Annotated in this window: 15 protein-coding genes and 2 tRNA genes; 13 read left to right on the top strand and 4 right to left on the bottom strand. The window is 32.2% G+C overall.

The annotated features are described in order from the left end of the window. Positions 1 to 9 precede the first annotated feature (9 nt). Positions 10 to 567 carry a hypothetical protein gene (locus EHE19_RS18005; RefSeq protein WP_137697474.1) on the top strand — a complete coding sequence of 186 codons (558 nt, stop codon included), beginning with the start codon at positions 10 to 12 and terminating at the stop codon, positions 565 to 567. Positions 568 to 649: 82 nt separating this feature from the next. Here EHE19_RS18005 and EHE19_RS18000 read toward each other — a convergent pair whose 3' ends face one another. From EHE19_RS18000 to EHE19_RS17990, 3 genes are all read right to left on the bottom strand, one after another. Then, entirely contained in the window at positions 650 to 1,588 is a 939-nt protein-coding gene (locus tag EHE19_RS18000) for a tyrosine-type recombinase/integrase (protein ID WP_137697473.1), read from the bottom strand. Between the two features lie 168 nt (positions 1,589 to 1,756). Beyond that, positions 1,757 to 1,848: transfer RNA gene (locus EHE19_RS17995), tRNA-Ser, on the bottom strand. Between the two features lie 671 nt (positions 1,849 to 2,519). Next, positions 2,520 to 3,779 (bottom strand): HD-GYP domain-containing protein, encoded by a 1,260-nt coding sequence (locus EHE19_RS17990; RefSeq protein ID WP_137697472.1) that lies wholly within the window; start codon positions 3,777 to 3,779, stop codon positions 2,520 to 2,522. Positions 3,780 to 3,988: 209 nt separating this feature from the next. Here EHE19_RS17990 and EHE19_RS17985 point away from each other — a divergent pair. Further along, positions 3,989 to 4,077, top strand: a tRNA-Ser gene (locus EHE19_RS17985). A 348-nt stretch (positions 4,078 to 4,425) separates the two neighbouring features. On the opposite strand, the gene EHE19_RS17980 is transcribed toward EHE19_RS17985, so the two are convergent. Continuing rightward, positions 4,426 to 5,193, bottom strand: a complete 768-nt coding sequence (locus EHE19_RS17980; protein ID WP_137697471.1) for a LuxR C-terminal-related transcriptional regulator — start codon at positions 5,191 to 5,193, stop codon at positions 4,426 to 4,428. A gap of 453 nt (positions 5,194 to 5,646) precedes the next feature. On the opposite strand from EHE19_RS17980, the gene EHE19_RS17975 reads away from it, so the two are divergent. The 11 genes from EHE19_RS17975 to EHE19_RS17925 all read left to right on the top strand — a co-directional run bounded on the left by EHE19_RS17975 (position 5,647) and on the right by EHE19_RS17925 (position 18,295). Then, positions 5,647 to 6,696, top strand: coding sequence for an ABC transporter ATP-binding protein (locus EHE19_RS17975; RefSeq protein ID WP_137697470.1), 1,050 nt, complete (start codon positions 5,647 to 5,649; stop codon positions 6,694 to 6,696). Beyond that, the gene (locus EHE19_RS17970) at positions 6,632 to 7,423 is read left to right on the top strand and encodes an ABC transporter permease (RefSeq protein WP_244648283.1); all 792 of its coding nucleotides are present in this window, start codon (positions 6,632 to 6,634) and stop codon (positions 7,421 to 7,423) included. The genes EHE19_RS17975 and EHE19_RS17970 overlap by 65 nt, the downstream gene beginning before the upstream one ends. A 182-nt stretch (positions 7,424 to 7,605) precedes the next feature. Next, on the top strand, positions 7,606 to 8,436 hold the full coding sequence (locus EHE19_RS17965; RefSeq protein WP_137697469.1) for an ABC transporter permease: 831 nt from the start codon (positions 7,606 to 7,608) through the stop codon (positions 8,434 to 8,436). A gap of 552 nt (positions 8,437 to 8,988) precedes the next feature. Further along, positions 8,989 to 10,563 carry a bifunctional metallophosphatase/5'-nucleotidase gene (locus EHE19_RS17960; RefSeq protein WP_137697468.1) on the top strand — a complete coding sequence of 525 codons (1,575 nt, stop codon included), beginning with the start codon at positions 8,989 to 8,991 and terminating at the stop codon, positions 10,561 to 10,563. A 40-nt stretch (positions 10,564 to 10,603) separates the two neighbouring features. Continuing rightward, entirely contained in the window at positions 10,604 to 11,311 is a 708-nt protein-coding gene (locus EHE19_RS17955) for a dTMP kinase (RefSeq protein WP_244648282.1), read from the top strand. A 53-nt stretch (positions 11,312 to 11,364) separates the two neighbouring features. Then, positions 11,365 to 11,616 carry an acyl carrier protein gene (locus EHE19_RS17950; protein WP_137697467.1) on the top strand — a complete coding sequence of 84 codons (252 nt, stop codon included), beginning with the start codon at positions 11,365 to 11,367 and terminating at the stop codon, positions 11,614 to 11,616. 262 nt (positions 11,617 to 11,878) lie between these two features. Next, entirely contained in the window at positions 11,879 to 12,997 is a 1,119-nt protein-coding gene (locus EHE19_RS17945; RefSeq protein WP_137697466.1) for a BtrH N-terminal domain-containing protein, read from the top strand. A 16-nt stretch (positions 12,998 to 13,013) separates the two neighbouring features. Continuing rightward, complete coding sequence (locus EHE19_RS17940; protein ID WP_137697465.1) at positions 13,014 to 14,543, top strand: class I adenylate-forming enzyme family protein; 1,530 nt, start codon at positions 13,014 to 13,016, stop codon at positions 14,541 to 14,543. A gap of 3 nt (positions 14,544 to 14,546) precedes the next feature. After that, positions 14,547 to 15,707: a nucleotidyltransferase domain-containing protein gene (locus EHE19_RS17935; protein ID WP_137697464.1), complete on the top strand. Its 1,161-nt coding sequence runs from the start codon at positions 14,547 to 14,549 to the stop codon at positions 15,705 to 15,707. 50 nt (positions 15,708 to 15,757) lie between these two features. Then, entirely contained in the window at positions 15,758 to 16,861 is a 1,104-nt protein-coding gene (locus tag EHE19_RS17930; protein ID WP_137697463.1) for a UDP-glucuronosyltransferase, read from the top strand. A gap of 108 nt (positions 16,862 to 16,969) precedes the next feature. Continuing rightward, positions 16,970 to 18,295, top strand: a complete 1,326-nt coding sequence (locus EHE19_RS17925; protein ID WP_137697462.1) for a glycosyltransferase — start codon at positions 16,970 to 16,972, stop codon at positions 18,293 to 18,295. Positions 18,296 to 18,382: the final 87 nt, after the last annotated feature.

Here is an 18,382-nt window from a genome sequence, read left to right as displayed (position 1 = left end):
AGATGGCATATGATTAAACTTTATAATGATAATAACTACTCTAGCGTAACTGCTATGTTAAAAAAACAAAAAGATGCTGACAGCAAAAAATATGAGAAAGAAGTACAGGAAATTCTTGAAGCATATTATGGATACAAGTTCAAAGATAGAGAATCTGAAATCAAAGAGTACGACTTAGAAGCTATTACAGGTGAAAAAATTGAGGTTAAGAGTGACTACGGGATTCTAGATTCAAAGAAACTTTTCATTGAGATATGGGATAACTTATCTGAAAGAAAATTTGGTTGGTTCAGATACTGCACAGCTGACACTTTAGCTGTTCTGATGGTAGACCATATACGCTTTCTACCTATGAAGGTTCTCGTCATTGATTTTAAAGCCTTGCAAAGCTATGTTCTAAACCATTACTTTAATGGGGATTGGTCAAGAACTGAAAACTGTAGAGATGAATTTGGGGATAGAATAATATTTGCCCTAAATGATAGAACATACTTAAAGTATATGCTTGTTGACTTGAAGAGAGTTAATAAGTTTGTTAAATTTGAATATATCTACCCTTGGGGCTGATAATCTCCTGTCTGAACAGCTGAAGAGGAAGCTGAGAAGCTGTCTGCAACTTCCTCTATATATTAAAATGTTAGTGAATGTGTTAGCTTTTTAGTTTAATCTGAATATTACTTTTAGCCATCTGCTCAAGAGGGTTAAATTGGTCATAGTTTTGCTTTAAATCTTCACTGAATAAAGAGACATATTCCTTTACAATTTCAAGGCTAGAATGTCCTAGCAAGCGTTGTAACTGGAATACATTACCGCCTGCTTGGAGGAACTTCTTAGCGTATGTGTGCCTAAAAAGGTGCATAGAGGTTTTCATTACACCCCTACTTTTATTATACTTTGCAATGCTACCTTGTAGACTTCTATCGACAAGTTGATTGCCAAAGGAATTACAAAATAGATAGTCAGAAGCCTGTCCTTTCCTATAAGTCAAGTAGTCAAGTAATATGTTAGATAAGGTACTAGAAAGAGGCACTATCTGTTGCCTTTTATTCTTAGTCTTCTGTAGAGTAATATACCCATTCTTAAAGTCAATATCTTCAATTTTAAGATTAATAATTGTAGCTACTCTATTGCCTGTTGCTAAAGCATAGTTTATGACCACCCAATCTCTGTACTCTGCAAAAGAACACTGCTTTACATTGGGTTTCTTTAACAATAACTTTAACTCAGAGTCAGTATAAATTTGTTTAACCTTCTTTTCTGCTTTGACCAGTTCTATTGAAAATTTAGATAGGTAGCCAAGCTTCATACAAAAATACAAGAATGCTCTAACACCTCTAAGATTAGAATTTACTGCTATTGCACTGATATTTTTATCCTTTTGCCAGAGAATATAGTCATGTATATGGCTGATAGAAATATCCCTTACAAACGCTTGCTGAGGATAGAACTTACTAAAACTCTTGAAGCAATTCTCATAAAAGATAATTGTATCATTTGCTAAGTTCTTTACATTGCAGTACTTAATGAACTCTTGGTATGCTTCCTCTAGGTTCTTGTTTTCTTGTTGCTGTTGCATGTTAATTCTCATTTATACGCACCATCCTTAATATATTTATGTTGGATTCAATGCGTGTGAAGCCTAAAAAGATAGCACACGATTCGTGAAAATTCATTCGAAAATCGTGTGTACTGATGATGCGTGTCAAACAAAAAAACAAGCACCTCGAAAGTCTCGAAATGCTTGCCTTTTAAATATTGGCGGAGAGAGAGGGATTCGAACCCTCGGAACGCTATTAACGTTCACACGATTTCCAGTCGTGCGCCTTAGACCAGCTCAGCCATCTCTCCAAGTCAAATATTCAATTCAGCCTTTAAGCTGCCTTTATATTTTACATTATGACTATATAACTTGTCAACTATAATCAATTACAAAGTTTTTGAAATATCTGTATATTTGCAATCAGCAAATGCCTAAATGAAAAGTTAAATTTAATTATTATTATACATTGATGTGAAATTTAGCTTTTCAATTGGCAGTTTCGTTGCATTAAAACATTTTGTTTTTTGCTTCCATAATAAGTTTTACTACTTAAATCTATATAAAGAACTATATCTATATAAATAAATTAGAAAGTTTATTATTCAAACAATTCTTAATACAATAAATCAACTCTAAAATGAACTATATTAAACTAGAAAGTTAAGCAAATTAATTTGCTACTCCTAAATAACACTTTTTTACAGTGTAAAAAACAATTAAACAGTTAAAATAATAAATGTAATACCCTTAACAATATTTTTTCTGCTGGCCATAAGCCAGCAATTTTTTTAGGTATTAGTATAGTATTTGATATTTCATTAACAATGTTGGTCTGATATATTAATAGCTATTTTCAAGCAAGTTAATCTGTCTGAAAGTTATGATGCTTATAAGCTTTAATAAACTGTCTTGTTAAAACTGCCTATTATTAGCGAAATTTATTCTAGAAAAGATGCTACATAAATAAGCTATTAAACAACTATAAAAAGTTTAAAATATCCTTATTGTTCTTATAAACTTCATCCTTTGATATATTAATTTTTTGTACTATTTCATCTAAATTTTTTCTTAAGCAAGTTTTTACATCAGAATCTAAATTTTTTGCATTATTAATTATTTCCATAGTAGTATATATAGATAGAGCATCTCTATAGGAACGTTCCTCAATTAAAGAGATAAACAAATCACTGACAGCAAGAATTCTAGAGCCTAAATCTAATTGCTCTGATTCTAAGCCAAAGGGATATCCTGTTCCATCAAGTTTTTCATGGTGGAAAGAAGCCCAATCTCTTATTTTTTCCAGACCAGGAATTGAATCTAGTAATCTATAAGTTAGATATGTGTGGTATTTAATAGTATTATATTCGTTTAAATCAAGTGTGCCAGGTTTTTCCAAAATATCCTCGCTAACACTTAACATACCCATATCATGTATCAATCCAGCTGCATGAATCATTTGAGTATCGGAATCACTAAAGCCCAATTTAGATGCTAATATGCTTGCACATGTTGCTACACCTATAGAATGAGTAGCAGTATATCTGCTTCTGAAATCTATTATACGGTGAATTATTTCTGCATATTGATATAAACCTCTATCATCAACATAAACGTTAAAAGGCATTATTACTTTCTTAATAATATCATCTAAGTATGGACTTATAATATCAAACCAAAAGAATTGCTTTGGAACTAGATTATTAAAAGCTTCTACAACTTCAGGCATAAACATTGTGCCACTATTTTCATTGATAGTGTTTTCAATATATCTTCGTTGTGTCAAAATATCATTCTTGCGGTTGATTAAAATATCAACTCTATCTGCCAGATGGAGTATATGGCTTGTAATAGGTATTTCATATGATTTTAAGTGGGCATTTGAACTTTCCTTCCAATATACATGATGAAACCTTATTATTTCGGCAGCATCATGCAAATCAGTTGAATCACGAAGAATTACCCAACCTTTATTTCCATGTGCTTGGTTTTGAAGAATTGAGCATCTGAAACCAAATTCGAATCTGGACTTTCTTTCAGATAAATTAACAGAACCGCAATCGTGAAGCAGACTTGCAAATACAAGATCTTTAATTTGTTTATCAGGTAAGTCCATTTCCTTTGCTATACTGTAGGAAATATAGGCTACCCTTTTATGGTGATTTGTAATTATGGGGTCTATTAAATCAATAGCACTTGATATTGATAAAATAATGTCGATTAATGGGACTTTGAGTTCCAATGCAGTCATCCTCCTAGTTAAGCTTCCGTGAATATTATACAAATATACAATAAAATGTATTAAAATGTAGAATTATAGTACATATATATTGTACTACGAAAGTATCTTAAAATAAATAGTTATTCATCAAAATTCAATTTGTTTTATTATGGTTGTTTTCAAAAAAAGCTTGAAACAGTATTCGTTTACGTGTAGAATATAAATGCTATGGAGAAGTATCGAAGTGGTCATAACGGTGCTGACTCGAAATCAGTTTGACGGAAACGTCACGTGGGTTCGAATCCCACCTTCTCCGCCACATTTTGTATAGGGAACCTTATTTAAAAGGTTTCAGACGTTATAACAGAAAATGGCTTTGAATTCAAGAGATAATCTAAGAATTCAGAGCCATTTTAATTATTTAGTAAGTAGTGGATATCGCCTGTTAGTATTTATGAATTCCTGCCATATATCATTTTTTATAAGATTAGACAATGAAACTACGCCATAGCTTTGCTAATGCTATTTCTTTTCCTTATAAAGACGATAGTTTACAAAGAAAAGAATATACATAGAAGATAATGTTCACTGTCCTACACTTTAAAGTTTCCAAAGTGGATGCTCGAGATAAACACACCCAAACTTCCTGACCATAACCATATATGAATTATATATATTTTAAGATAGAATACAGAACGGAGTTTACAGCAATTTGCGTTCTGTTTTCGCAGGAGAGTTTTTGGGAAATAATTTGAACATAGGATTTCACAGTATTTTCTGATATAAATAATCGGTTTGCAATTTCCTTGTTAGTATAACCTTTATTTATTTGATCCAGTACTTCAAGTTCACAAAAGCTTAAAGATTCCATACTAAATGAAGGCAGCATTGTTTTACACGCATATTCTGTAATATTAAGCTTAAGGTTATGAAACTGTAAAGTAGAATCTAACAATTTTGCATACATTTTAAAATAATTTACTGAAATTGCATCATATTTTGAGTGCATAAAAAAAGTTGATAAATAAGCAACAGTTTTATCATTAATTATTATAGGGATTGTACAATTAGTTAAGCATTGAAAAGCAATATTTTCATTTTGGTAGTATTGCATAGTGCATATTTCCTGCTTATGTAAACATTCTGATACAGAACTTATTCCCATATTTTCTTCTCTAAAATTTAATCCTTGGCATAAGTTGATATTACTAATCATTAATTCCCTGTTTATATGATAGGAAACAATTGACAAGTTTGTATCTAGAAGCATCACAAAGTTATAAAATAAATTTGAATCAAATAGATTATAGTAAGTGGTTGATAGAAATAGCTTAATAGTAATTAAATTTGTATCAATTACAGGATTAATTATTTTATAGGAGGGCAGGAATTTCTTTTTACTAACCATGTAATGTCCAGTGTTTATATTTTCCATAGATTAGTACTCCTTCTAAATTATAGTCATTGAATAACTCAAATAGTTAATTATGCAAGAACTAGATAATAATGCATAATTTATATATAAATAGTAATTAAAATTAATGTAAATAACTAAAAAATAGAAATAAATTTTAGTTAGTAGTCTATACTTTTTGAAAATATTCAATATAATACTTCTAATTACAAAATTAGACTTATTACATTAATATTTTAAAAAAAGTTGTATAAAAAATCAATATTAAGTATAAAAATACTTTGTATAATCACTATAATTAAGGTATAAAATGAAATATTTGTTTAATATAATAAAAAATATCAATATTCTAATCTATGGTACTTCATAAAATAAATGAGCAAAAGTCATAAATAATGAAATAAAGCATATAAAAGCTATGATGTTTTTCTATTCAAGATATACTCAAGTTTAGCAAATGAGAGGAAGGTTCATATGCCAATTATCGAGGTCAATAATCTAACAAAGGACTACAAACTTAATGTTAGAAAAAAAGGCTTGTTAGGGTCAATTCAAAGCTTACTTATTCCAGAATACGAAATGAAAAGAGCGGTTGATAAAATTAGTTTTTCTATTGAAAAGGGTGATATGGTTGGCTTTATAGGACCTAATGGGGCAGGAAAGTCTACTACAGTAAAAATGCTAACTGGTATTTTAATTCCCACAGATGGTGAAATTAACATTCTTGGTATGTCACCAAGTAAGCAAAGAAAAAAGATTGCATCAAATATAGGTGTTGTTTTTGGACAAAGAACTCAGCTTTGGTGGGATCTTCCCGTATCCGATACATTTGATTTATTGAAGAGTATTTACAGGATACCAGATAAAGAGTTTAAGAGTAATATGGATTTGTTTAATGAACTTCTTGGACTAAATGAGTTTATTTCACAACCAGTAAGGCAATTAAGTTTAGGACAAAGAATGAGAGCTGATATTGCAGCCTCATTAGTACATGATCCTGATGTAATTTTATTTGATGAACCTACAATAGGACTTGATGTAATTGCAAAGGAAAAGATTCGTGAATTCATAAAAGTAGTAAATAAAGAAAAAAATACCACAATGCTATTTACTACACATGACATGATGGATATAGAAAAAACTTGTAAGAGAATGATTATTATTGACCATGGAACAATTATATATGATGGTACAGTTGAACAGATAAAAGACAGATATGGGAAAAAGAGAACAATAGTCGCTCAATTTGCGCAAAATACCGATGATATCATTTTGCCAAAGGGTGTAGAGATAATAGAAGAAGCAGATAACAAGAAACAAATGCAATTTAACAGAGATGAAGTCCAAGTATCAGACGTTATATCATATTTAACCTCAAATTATAACATTCTGGATTTGACAATCAAAGAGCCAGAAATTGAATCAATTATTAGAGAAATCTACGAGGGAGGTATTAACTATGATAAAACCATATCTGGCGATAGCCAAGAAATCGTTTCAGAACAACTTGGCATATCGCGCTGATTACTATGCAGGCTTGATTAATACATTGATATTGATCTTTGTAAATATAGCCATTTGGAAGGCAATATATGGAGAAGACGGTTCATATGATGGCGTACAGCTGAAGATAGTTTTAACATACATAGTTTTAGGATTCTTGATGCAAAGCTTTTTTATAATGGATGATTATTTCATACAAAACAAAATAACAAATGGATTGATTTCTTCTGATCTTTTGAAGCCTATAAGCTTTAGAATGTTGGTATTTTCATATAATTTAGGTGCTGCAGGCTTTAAAATATTGATGAATCTTATTCCGGCAATATTTATATCTCTTTTGTTTTTTGAGTTTTTGCCGCCGTTTTCAATGTCAATGTTTGTTTTTTTTATATTAAGTTTATGCTTGGGATATCTTGTGCTATATTGTTTGAATTTTATTGTATGGGTAACTGCTTTTTGGTTCTATCAAACCTTTAGCCTTGTTACTATTAAGGATGCTTTAATTGCTGTTTTATCTGGTGCTCTTATCCCATTATGGTTTATGCCAACTTGGCTATATAACTTCATAAAAATGACGCCATTTGATTCTATATACTATATACCAATAACTATATACCTTGGGCAGACTCCCTCAAATGAAATATTAACAGTTCTGCTTAAGCAGGTACTTTGGATAGCGTTGCTCACTGTTATTGGGCATTTCATTTGGAAAGCTGCAACAAAAAAACTTGTTGTTCAGGGAGGTTAGCAGCTCGAAAATAAATTTTGTGCAAGCATAGTGCATTTTCGAACTACAAAAACCGCAAGTGGTTTTAACTAGTGTGGCGGTAGCTTTCTTGAAAGAATGTGGATGTAAGCGGTGAAAAAGGTGCGTACCTCCACGTGCAGTGAAACCATATTTTTTGCCTAAAGTAGGCGTGGGAGGTTAGTATGGATAAGATTAGACCATATACAAAGATAGAATTGCTAAAAATACTTTTTATGTTTTTTAAAATGAATCTAAAATCAATGTTAGAGTATAAATTTGATAGATTTTTTATAGCTTTAGCCATATTTGTAAGAGAGATGGTAAGTATTGTAATAATGTTTTTGATTCTTACTAGATTTGTAACAATTGGCGGATGGACAATTCATGAAATGTTCTTTCTATATAGTTTTTTATTCCTGTCATATAGCATCTTTGTGTTTTTCTTCACTGGAATTAGAGACTTTGATGATATGGTTTACCAAGGCTCTTTAGATAGGTATTTGATTAGGCCGTTAGGTTTAATTTTTCAAGTTGTATCAGCTAGAATAGACTTTACGGCAACTATAGGACATGGAGCAGTGGGTATAATTCTGTTTTTATATACATACAAAACAGTTGGTATTGTATGGGATTTTAAAAGCATTACATATTATGCATCAGCCTTAATTGGCGGAGCTATAATACAAGCAGCTTTATTTATGATATCTTCCTGCTTTAGCTTTTGGACTATCAGAACAGTAAACCTTAGAAATCTGATTTTCTTTAATTGCAGACGATTTGCTGGCTATCCCATTAGTTTTTATCCAGGGTTTGTACAGAAGCTGTTGATATTTATTGTTCCTTTTGCTTTTGTTAGCTATTTCCCAGCGCAATATTTTTTAAGGAAACCAGACTTGTCAATGTTCTGGAGTGGCTATTTATATCTCACACCTTTAATTGGTGTTGCAATGTTTGCGTTAGTATACATGTTTTGGAGAATGGGACTTAAAAGATATTCTAGCGCAGGGAACTAAGATAGTACTAAAATACACAAGAATATATACTTTAAATTTACTTTAAAACTCACACTTCTGCGGATTGGAATTCTCCATAGTAAAATCATCATTTCTTTGCTGAGTGTCAGTATGAAAGCTTACAGTTATTAAATAAGTTAGCATTAACAATTTTCCTGGCAACAAAAGGTCTAGAAAAAACAAAGTCTATATGTGAATGTGCGAACGTAGCAGAAAAATGCAGCGTACTATTTAAGGATATTCACATATAGCTTCATATATATTTGTATTGAGTGGGTAAAAGAATAGATTTTGCTAAAGGAAAAATAGATGTAGGGCACAGAAATTTTTCAATAATTTTATACCCAAATGGTGCATAGGAGTATTATTAGCTTGAAAATAACGTTTGTGTAAGCATGGTGTTTTTTCGACTACAAAACCAAGTGGATTTTTGACATTGTAAATATAAATATAAAGTATGCTTTCAAACGGGAGGCATACTTATATGAAGTAACGGTTTTTTATTAATAGCGATCCTTTAATTTTTAACTAGTCAAAGCATGGGAGGTTAGTATGAAAAAGTATACAAATTTAATTGTAATAGGTGTTATTCTAGTTGGAATTGCTGTTTTTTTAATTTATAAGAATGTAAACTTTAATGACGTATTGATGAGTTTTGGCTATTATGACCAGAAGATAAGTGTTGTTAACACAGGAGATATGCATGGACATATATGCTATGACAATGAAACGGGCGGATATTATACGTTGGATCAGGTTGATATAATGATGGGTATGCCGCTGGTAAAGTATTACATTGATAAAGTTAAAAAAGATAATGAAAATACTTTAGTTCTAGACAGTGGTGACATGTTTCATGGAACTAATGAAGCAAATATAGAAAAGGCAAAGGGTGTTGTTGAGGCTGTAAATTTAATGGGTTATGATGCTATGACAATGGGAAATCATGACTTTGATTTTGGAATAGACAGAGCATTGGAATTTAAAACAGTTTTAAATTTCCCAATAATTTGTGCAAATGTGCTTAGAGATGGTAAGCCTGTCTATGAGGAATATAGGATAGTTGAAATTGGTGGTGTAAAAGTTGCTCTATTTGGAACTGTAGAAAAACATGCACTTACTGATACAAATAGCAGAGACCATAAGGGCGTAGTAGTTGAAGATCCTATTATAACAGCACAAAGAATAATACCTAAGCTAAAAGAGCAATCTGATGTGATTATTTATATTTCTCATAACGGTGATGAAATAGACAGAGAAATTGTTGAAAAAGTGGATGGTATAGATTTAGTTTTATGCGGACATCATCATTTCTTATATGAAAAGCCTGATAAAATAAATAACTCATATCTTGTAGAAGCTGGTGGGTATACAACTCATGTGGGATTGGCAGATTTATATTTAAAAGATGGAAAGGTAAAGAAATGTACTTGGAGAGTGTTTAATACTAGAGATAATTCAAAAGCAGATCCGGAAGTGCAAAAAGTTGCTGATAAATATGAGGCATTAGCAAAGGAAGCAGGTAAAGAAGTTGTTGGTAAAGCGGCGGTTAAATTAAATGGAATGAGGTCTGATTTAAGATTTAAAGAGACAAACTTAGCAGATTTACTTGCAGATGCAATGAGAGAAGCTGGAAAAGCAGATATTGCACTGATGAATGGTGGAGGCATCAGAGAAAGTATACCAGAAGGAGATATAACTCTATACAAAATCGGAAAAGTGTTACCGTTTACCAATTCACTTGTAACGATAGAACTTAAAGGTGAAGACATATATAAATGCCTTGAGAGAGGTATTATGCAGTATCCTAATTCAGGTGCAAACGGAGGATTTTTGCAGGTTTCCGGAATAACATTTTCCTTTGATGCTTCAAAAACTGCTGGCGAACGAGTTGTAAGTGTTAAAACATTGGATGGAAAAGAACTGGATAAAAATAAGATTTATAAAGTTGCTACCAATGATTATCTATATAACGGCGGAGATGGTTATGAAGAAATGGTAGATGCGAAGCTGCTATATAAGGGAGAACTTTTGAAAGACGTTTTAGCAAAGTACATAAAAGAAAAGGGAACTGTGGCACCAAAGGAAGAAGGACGTATTAGCGTTGTAAATGAGAGATATAAGTAAGAGCTGCTTGTGATTAAAATATATTACTGGATGTGAGGTTTTGGAAAGAGAAAACTATACTATAAACAGGCAAAAAGGTATTCTAATCGTATTTGAAGGAATAAGTGGCTGCGGAAAAAGCAAGGGTGTAGAGGATTTATACAGAGAATTGCTAAGCAGAGGAGTAAAAACAAAAGTTATAGAATGGAATTCAATTTACATAATCAGAAAAATCGTTAAGAAACTCCATTCAATGAACTTACTTACTTCATGGATATATAGCATTTTGCAATGGATTAGTTTTCTCCTGCATTATTTTGTTGAAATCAAGCCTTGCTTAGGGAAGGGTTATATACTTATAGCCGATCGGTATATATACACAGGGCTAACAAGAGATATTGCAAATGGAGTAAAAGGAAAAACAGGAAAAAGGGTTACTAAGTTTGTAAGGAAGCCAGATTTAATCCTATTTTATGATATAGACGTTAAGGTATGTTATGAAAGAATTGAAAGAAGGGGAAAAATTCTGTTCCGACCCAATAGAAGGGTTCAATGTAATAAGGTTTTGAAGACTGAAAACCTAAATTACTTAGAAGAAATGCATAAAGAATATCTAAACTTATTCAAAGACCCAGAACTAGTTAAAGAAACAAATGTAATATACATTCCGCTAGAAAGTTATGAAGTTACAAAAATGATAATCAAAAATTCAGTGGAAGGATACATTAGTGAAAAGACAGGTGAAGGTGTTAAAGTTAAGCTAGATTAGGTGTCAAGACACATAAACTATATATATTTTTATTTTAATGGAGGTAGTTTTATATGACAAAAAGTGAAATTGAAAGCAGAATTTGTGAGATAGTGCAGACTTATAGCCAATATGATGGTGATAATATACAACTACAGGGAGACTTAAGAGAAGATTACGGTATTGATTCAATATCACTAGTTGAACTGCTTGTAGATATAGAAAGCCAATTTGATATTACTTTTGATAGCAGCTTTCTTACATATGAATCTTTTTCAACTGCAGGTAGTATAGCTGATTATATTAACGAGAAGTTAAATGGCTAGTTATAATAGGAAATTTGAACAAACATAGTGGAGATTCTAGCCTGATTAGGTGAAACTAGCAGCTTGAATGTATAGTCTGTACAAACATTGTGAGTTTCTGAACTTCAAATTTAGAAGAGGTTTTTATCAGTGAGGTGGAGAGGTATAGAAAGTCTGTCCGCCTCAGATATGATTAAACAGCTTTGTTAGTTTGCTTTTCAAAGCAGAACTTTTACACAAAGAAGTATTTATTTTATTGCCTAAAATAGACATGGAGGTTGAAATGAGCAAACACTCTATTTTGAATGTTCCAATGTATTTTACACCATATACCAATGATTGCTTTCAAAATGCGTTTGGTTCTATAATATCATATTTAGGGCTAAACCCCGATATAATACTCGCTGATTACCTTTCATTTGTATATGATGGCAAAACTGGATTTGCCGGTGTTAATTACATTCATAAAGATGCAACGTCAGTTGAGTTTAGTGAAGAGGACTTAAACACTTCATTGGAATACGTAGTTTATCCAGCAACAACCTACTATAACAAGCAAAAAGAAGAAACTAGTAATAGTGTTGAGGATGATAAGATTAAAATAACCTGGTACATAGAGGACGACCAGGATGTTGCTTATGCCCGCATGAAAGAACTGATAGATAAAGATATTCCAGTTGTTGTAGTTGTGGACATGTATTATATGAAATACCACAAAGCTTATCAAAAGGAACATGGTCTGCATGCGGTAGTAGTTACAGGGTATAACGAGGAAGAAAATTATGTTGAAATATTCGATAAGTATAGATTTTCAAATTGTGACTTTGTAGGACAAATATCAATTGATGAATTAAAGCTGGCTAGAAGTTCTGAAAATAATTCAGGGAGAGTCAGCAGACCTATTAGAAATCTATGGATGGAGTTTAGCAAAAGTGAACAGTTTTTTTACAATGATGATAGATGGAGAACTCTTATAAAAGAAAGCTGCATTAGAATGCGAGGGGAGAGGGAGATTCTTGGATACAAGTGCGGTTTAGACAGCTTGGAGGAGTTTAGAAAAGATCTGCTTGCAAAAAAAGAACAAAAACCCGAGCCTCAATTAATGGATTTATTCAGATATTATTATAGCGCGCTATTTAGGACCTTATCTAGAAGCCGAAAGCGCTTTTGTGCATTTATAAATGCAATAGGTTCTTCATTGCCGGAGGAACTGGTAAATGATCTGACAAATCTATTAAAAGAAGCAGCAGATAGTTGGGAAATCAATGCTAATCTCATTATCCGTTTGTCAATTACTAAAAAAATGGATTCAATTGATAAAGTGGACGAACAATTAAGGATAATATGGAATTGCGAAAAAACTGTTGTTGATAAGCTATACAAATACATTAATGAGAATTAGGGGAGGATGTTTTCATATGCTAGAAGCCGATTATTCACCCTGGAATTTATTTGAGGAAAGCTGTCAGAAATATTTTAATAATGTTATGGTGATATACAATGATAAGGAATACACATATGGACAGATTTCTGAAAAAGCTATTGATTTTTCGCAGTGTATCAAAAACTGGGATTTTAAAATAGGTGGAGTTTACTTACCTAACAGTGTAGAGTTTATTACATGTATGTTGGCCTTAAACAAGAACAAGAAAGCTTTTGTATCACTATCATATCAGTTTAAGGGCAGTGCACTTATAGAATTGATTAATTATACAGATATAGAACTATTGATTACAGACAAAAAGGGATATGATGCAATTAAAGATCGTATTGATGAAACAAACATAAGGGTAATTATGTTGTTACAAGAATCTGGAGAGTTTGAAAGTTTAGAATACTCTGATAAAACCAAAAGAGAAATAAGAGACATTAATGAAAATACCTTTGGAATATGTTTTACTTCGGGTTCTACCTCAACACCAAAAGCCATTGTATTATCTAATTATGCAATAGTTGGAAATGCATTATCTGTTGCAGAGCACTTAGGTTTTACCAGTGATGACAAAACAATCATTCCTAGGTCATTGGCTCAGGCCAGCCCAATTTCAGGAGATGTATTAATGGCAATTAGCCGTGGGGGAACGATAATCATTTTAAACAATGTATTTCATCCGGCAATTTTTTTAAAAGCCATTGAACAACATAAGGCTACTAATTTCTATATCGTAAGAACTATGTTATTACAGGTTCTTGAATATCCAAAGCTTAATGACTTTGATCTGAGTTCAATTAAAAGAATCTTAATAGGTGGAATGATAAATCCACTCACTATCTATCAAAAAACTGCAGAGAAATTTCCTTGGGTAAAAATTTATAATGCATATGGAACTTCTGAAGCTTCTGCAAGGGTTTCCTTCGGAGAACATGAAGATGTTATTACACTTCCATGTGTTATAGGAAAACCAATGAGAGGCTGCGGCATCAAGGTGTACAAAGATGATGGAAGTGAAGCAGATATTGGTGAGATTGGTGAAGTATATATTCAGAGCGATTTTATGATGGATTGTTACTATAAAAATGAGCAGGTTACCAGAGAGTCTTTATCTGATAAAGGCTTTAGAACTAGAGACATTGGCTACAAAGATGAGCAGGGACGTTTCTATGTCTTAAGCAGAAATGACGACATGATAATGCAAGGCGGAAGCCGTGCCTATCCTATAGATATTGAGGAGGTATTGCTAAAGCATGAAGCTGTAAAGGAATGTGCTGTAATTGGTGTTGATGATGAAATGCTAGGACAAAGAATAGTGGCTCTTGTATGTCTAAAACCGGAAAGTGACGCCAAGACTAAGGACTTATTTAAGTGGTGTATGAATGAACTTGAGGATAGAAAGGTTCCAAAGGAAATATACATAATAGAATCAATTCCAAGAAATGTTATAGGGAAAATAAGTAAAAAAGATGTTAAGGATTTATATGAGCAAATAACATCAAAAAAGGAGAGATAAAAGATGCATAGAGAAGAATTATCTTTAGAAAGGCAACTAGTTTTAATGACTGCTGTTATTGTAGAAGAATCACAAAGTGAAAGGCTAAAGGAAATTGTAGAAAGTGAAGATCTCAATTGGGCGGAGGTCATATATCAGGCTATTACACATAGAACATTAAATATGCTTTATTACAATTTGGATAAATACAATTTGTTTGCTTTACGTGAGCCTGAGTTTAAACGACTATGTAAAAGCCAATGGAATGTCTACGGTCAAAGAAACAAATTCTATCTGGACAGATTAGCTGAAATAATGGAAAGGTTTGAAAAAGCCAATTTGGTTGTACCTATTCTTAAAGGAAACCTTTTAGCAAGCGTAGTTTATCCTGCCATTGAAGCTAGAATTTTTAACGACTTAGATTTGATAATGCAGCTTAGTGATGTTAATGTGCTTACAAAAGAATTGGAGGCATTAGGGTACATACAGGGAGAATATGATGAGAAGACAAATGTCATTACTGAGGCATCAAGAAAAGTAAAGATATTGCAGCAGATGAATTCACATGAAATACAAGAATTTTTAAAGAATAGTGACAATGAATTTGCAAAAGTTATTGAAGTTGATGTTAACCATGATATTTTGTGGAAAGGAAACTGTCCATATAAAGTAGATACAAGGGATTTAATCAAAAGGGCTATTCCAATTGAGGTAAATGGCGTGAAGGCTTACATGTTAGACTATATAGATAATATTATACAGTTATCTTGTCATTTATATAAGGAAGCTACTCTAATGATTTATATTGATGGAATAAAGGATTTAAAAATATATAAATTTTCTGATTTATATATGTATATTAAAAAGTTCTATGACAAGATTGATTGGGAGTTATTGGTAGAAAGGGTGAAATCATATAACTTAGATAAGGTAGTATACTATAACTTCTACTATATTGAACTTATGTTTGGTGAAATTATTCCTTCTTTTGTAAATGATGCATTAAAGCCTGATGATTTAACTTATTTAGATGAATATGCAGTAGAAAGTCAGGAACCATCTATTTGGCAGTTCGATTTCTTTACAAGATTATTTGACGTGAATAGAATGCTCAAAGTAGACAAAAAGCAGCGTGAGAAAATGGAAAAATTTATAGATGCAAAACGAAATAAATTTGCTGATTAGAACTAAGTTTAATATTAGTTTTATATAAGTATAAAGTGAGGAAGTGCAAAATGAGAAAGAATGAATTCACCATTTTGTGTTCCGGGTTTGGGTTAGGGCTGTATATACCCGGTTTATTATTAGGAAAAGGTCTTAATAAATATGGTTTTTATTCACATGTGCATGTGTTTGAAAGCTTAATTTCAGAGGATAAAAAGAAATCTGTTCTAAAAAGTAAAGAAGCCTACCATAAGAATTTTGCTGTGGCTCTAATGTCAACACGAATACAGATGGATATGCGACAATGTATGGATATCGAATGTGTTGAAAACTTGCTTAGATTATGGGAAGAAGAGGATAGACAGGATTTTATAGTGCTTTCAGGACATTGGCTGCATGTTTTGGATGAATATAGGTCTAAAATTGCACCTAAGAAAATTAATGCACATATCCTTTATGTAGATGTAGATTTACCACCATCATGGCAGAGTATAAAGAGCATTAAGCCTGATTATAAAAAGGATATTGAAGAGGTGTGGCTATATAGCTATGAAGACAGGAGCGTAAAATATCAGATTCCTATTACAGACAAGTCACCTGTGCCCTATATTCAAAGAGATAAAAGATTCCTTATACATGGTGGTGGATGGGGAATGGGCACATACCAAGGAAAAATTCCCGAATTGGAACAAGCAGGTATCCCTTTGGATATAGTTGCTTATGATATCAAAGAAGCATCAGAAAGAAAAAATGGGAACAGATACTTTATGGTAGAGCCTAACTGGACTGCTTGGACTAGGAATGAATATGGACAGTACGAATTTCCTCCTCTATCTGAAATAAAGGAGAATGAGAAGCCAAGGTATATAAGCAATGACCAATATCATCATTTATTTGACGTTACAAGAGAAGCAAGGGCAATTATTGGAAAACCAGGTGCTGGAACAATGATGGATTCTCTTGGAGCTGCAACCCCTTTAGTTATGTTAGAGCCCTTTGGTGACCATGAAAGAAAAAACACTGAAATTTGGGAAGCTGCAGGGTTTGGAATAAGATACGAAAGATGGAAGGAAAGCGGTTTCTCAACTGAAATTTTAGAAGAACTGCATAACAATATTTTAGAAAAGAAAAAACAAATTACAGACATTTCACTTTATTTCACTCAAAGGAAATGAAAATTTTTTTGAATATATATAATTTAATATTCTTTTGAGATTAGGTGAAATAGTTTTTTCCACTATCATTTTCAAATTTTTTGCCGGAAATCGGCGGGGGAGGTTAAAATGAAAGCATCTGTAATTATACCTACATATAACCGCAGCAATATATTAAAATATACTCTTTCATCACTTATAGATCAGGATTTTCCTAGTCGAGAATATGAGGTTATTGTAATTGACGATGGTTCAAGTGATGATACAAGAGAAGTCGTGGAATCCTACAGGGGTAAGTTGAATATAATATATTATTTTCAAGAGGACAAAGGATTTAGGGTTGCTCTTGCAAGAAATGAGGGGATAAAGAGAGCAAAAGGAGATGTGCTGATATTTATCGATACAGGTATTGTTGTCGGAAATACTTTTGTCAGGGAGCATTTTAATACTCATAATGCAAATAACACACAAGAAAAGTATGCTGTTATAGGCTATGTTTATGGATTTAGCTATGAACATAAAGAAGGTGATTCAACTCCTGAATTCATTGATTTTAATAGGCCAAATCAGATGATACAAAAATTGAAGCAATCTGATTATTATTGTGATATGAGAGAATTGGTATACTCTAGAATAAACGATGACCTAAATAGTATTCCTGTTCCGTGGATGCTTTTCTATACCAATAACGTATCTGTTAAAAAAGAAGAATTAATTAAGGCAGGTTGCTTTGATGAAGACTTTGTAAGATGGGGAGTAGAGGATGTCGAATGTGCATATAGACTGTATAAAAATAAATTGAAATTTAAGATATCAAGAGAGGCGTGCGGTGTTCATTATCCACATGAGAGACATACAGAAAGCAACCATATTAGTGGAAAAATGAACATGAGATTATTTTATAGTAAGCATCAGGATGATGTTGTGGAACTGTATTCTACGTGCAGCACATTTGCCTTTATTGATGATTATATGAATTATTTAAAACACAGGGAACAACTAAAAGAAGGACCCCAATTCTCAAGCTTGCTTTCAGAAGATGCTGTAAGATTTCTTTCCGAAGAAATATCTCCAGAAAAGAATATTGTATTTGGATGCCAAGATGGGTTCTTGCTGGATGTATTTAAGAGTGCTGCAGCTACAGAATCTGATACGGATTTGTTATTAAAAGCAAAGGAAAGTCATTCAGATATTAATATACACAGATGTCTTGGCATTCGTACACCATTTAAGACAAAGGAATTTAATGCGAGTATAATTGCTGGAACAGGAATAGTATTGACAGAGGAATTTTTAAATTTACAGGTATTTGAGGCTATTAGAGTTTCTAAAAAGGTATACTGGTTGAAAGTGCAAAATTGCCCTGATATGACAGAATATGAATATACAGAGGTTAAAGATTTAGGCAATGGAGTAGTATTGTGCAAAATAGGTAATAAAAAACCAGAGAACTAATTCTGTGCTTAAAGTTGGCGTGGAGAGTTATCAGTTCGAAAAGCGGGCTTGTGCAAACAGGGTGCCTTTTCGAGTTACAAAAACTAC

The organism is Ruminiclostridium herbifermentans, from assembly GCF_005473905.2.
Taxonomy (GTDB): Bacteria; Bacillota; Clostridia; order Acetivibrionales; family DSM-1351; genus Ruminiclostridium; species Ruminiclostridium herbifermentans.
The sequence above is the reverse complement of the archived record's forward strand: the minus strand, read 5'-3'. Positions and strand labels throughout refer to the sequence as shown.

What these genes read in the sequence shown, in the direction of transcription:
- EHE19_RS18000 (WP_137697473.1), bottom strand. Translation starts at nt 1,588, where the DNA reads ATGAGAATTAACATGCAACAGCAACAAGAAAACAAGAACCTAGAGGAA.
- EHE19_RS17965 (WP_137697469.1), top strand. Translation starts at nt 7,606, where the DNA reads ATGGATAAGATTAGACCATATACAAAGATAGAATTGCTAAAAATACTT.
- EHE19_RS17975 (WP_137697470.1), top strand. Translation starts at nt 5,647, where the DNA reads ATGCCAATTATCGAGGTCAATAATCTAACAAAGGACTACAAACTTAAT.
- EHE19_RS17980 (WP_137697471.1), bottom strand. Translation starts at nt 5,193, where the DNA reads ATGGAAAATATAAACACTGGACATTACATGGTTAGTAAAAAGAAATTC.
- EHE19_RS17970 (WP_244648283.1), top strand. Translation starts at nt 6,632, where the DNA reads ATGATAAAACCATATCTGGCGATAGCCAAGAAATCGTTTCAGAACAAC.
- EHE19_RS17930 (WP_137697463.1), top strand. Translation starts at nt 15,758, where the DNA reads ATGAGAAAGAATGAATTCACCATTTTGTGTTCCGGGTTTGGGTTAGGG.
- EHE19_RS18005 (WP_137697474.1), top strand. Translation starts at nt 10, where the DNA reads ATGATTAAACTTTATAATGATAATAACTACTCTAGCGTAACTGCTATG.
- EHE19_RS17945 (WP_137697466.1), top strand. Translation starts at nt 11,879, where the DNA reads ATGAGCAAACACTCTATTTTGAATGTTCCAATGTATTTTACACCATAT.
- EHE19_RS17925 (WP_137697462.1), top strand. Translation starts at nt 16,970, where the DNA reads ATGAAAGCATCTGTAATTATACCTACATATAACCGCAGCAATATATTA.
- EHE19_RS17950 (WP_137697467.1), top strand. Translation starts at nt 11,365, where the DNA reads ATGACAAAAAGTGAAATTGAAAGCAGAATTTGTGAGATAGTGCAGACT.
- EHE19_RS17940 (WP_137697465.1), top strand. Translation starts at nt 13,014, where the DNA reads ATGCTAGAAGCCGATTATTCACCCTGGAATTTATTTGAGGAAAGCTGT.
- EHE19_RS17935 (WP_137697464.1), top strand. Translation starts at nt 14,547, where the DNA reads ATGCATAGAGAAGAATTATCTTTAGAAAGGCAACTAGTTTTAATGACT.
- EHE19_RS17960 (WP_137697468.1), top strand. Translation starts at nt 8,989, where the DNA reads ATGAAAAAGTATACAAATTTAATTGTAATAGGTGTTATTCTAGTTGGA.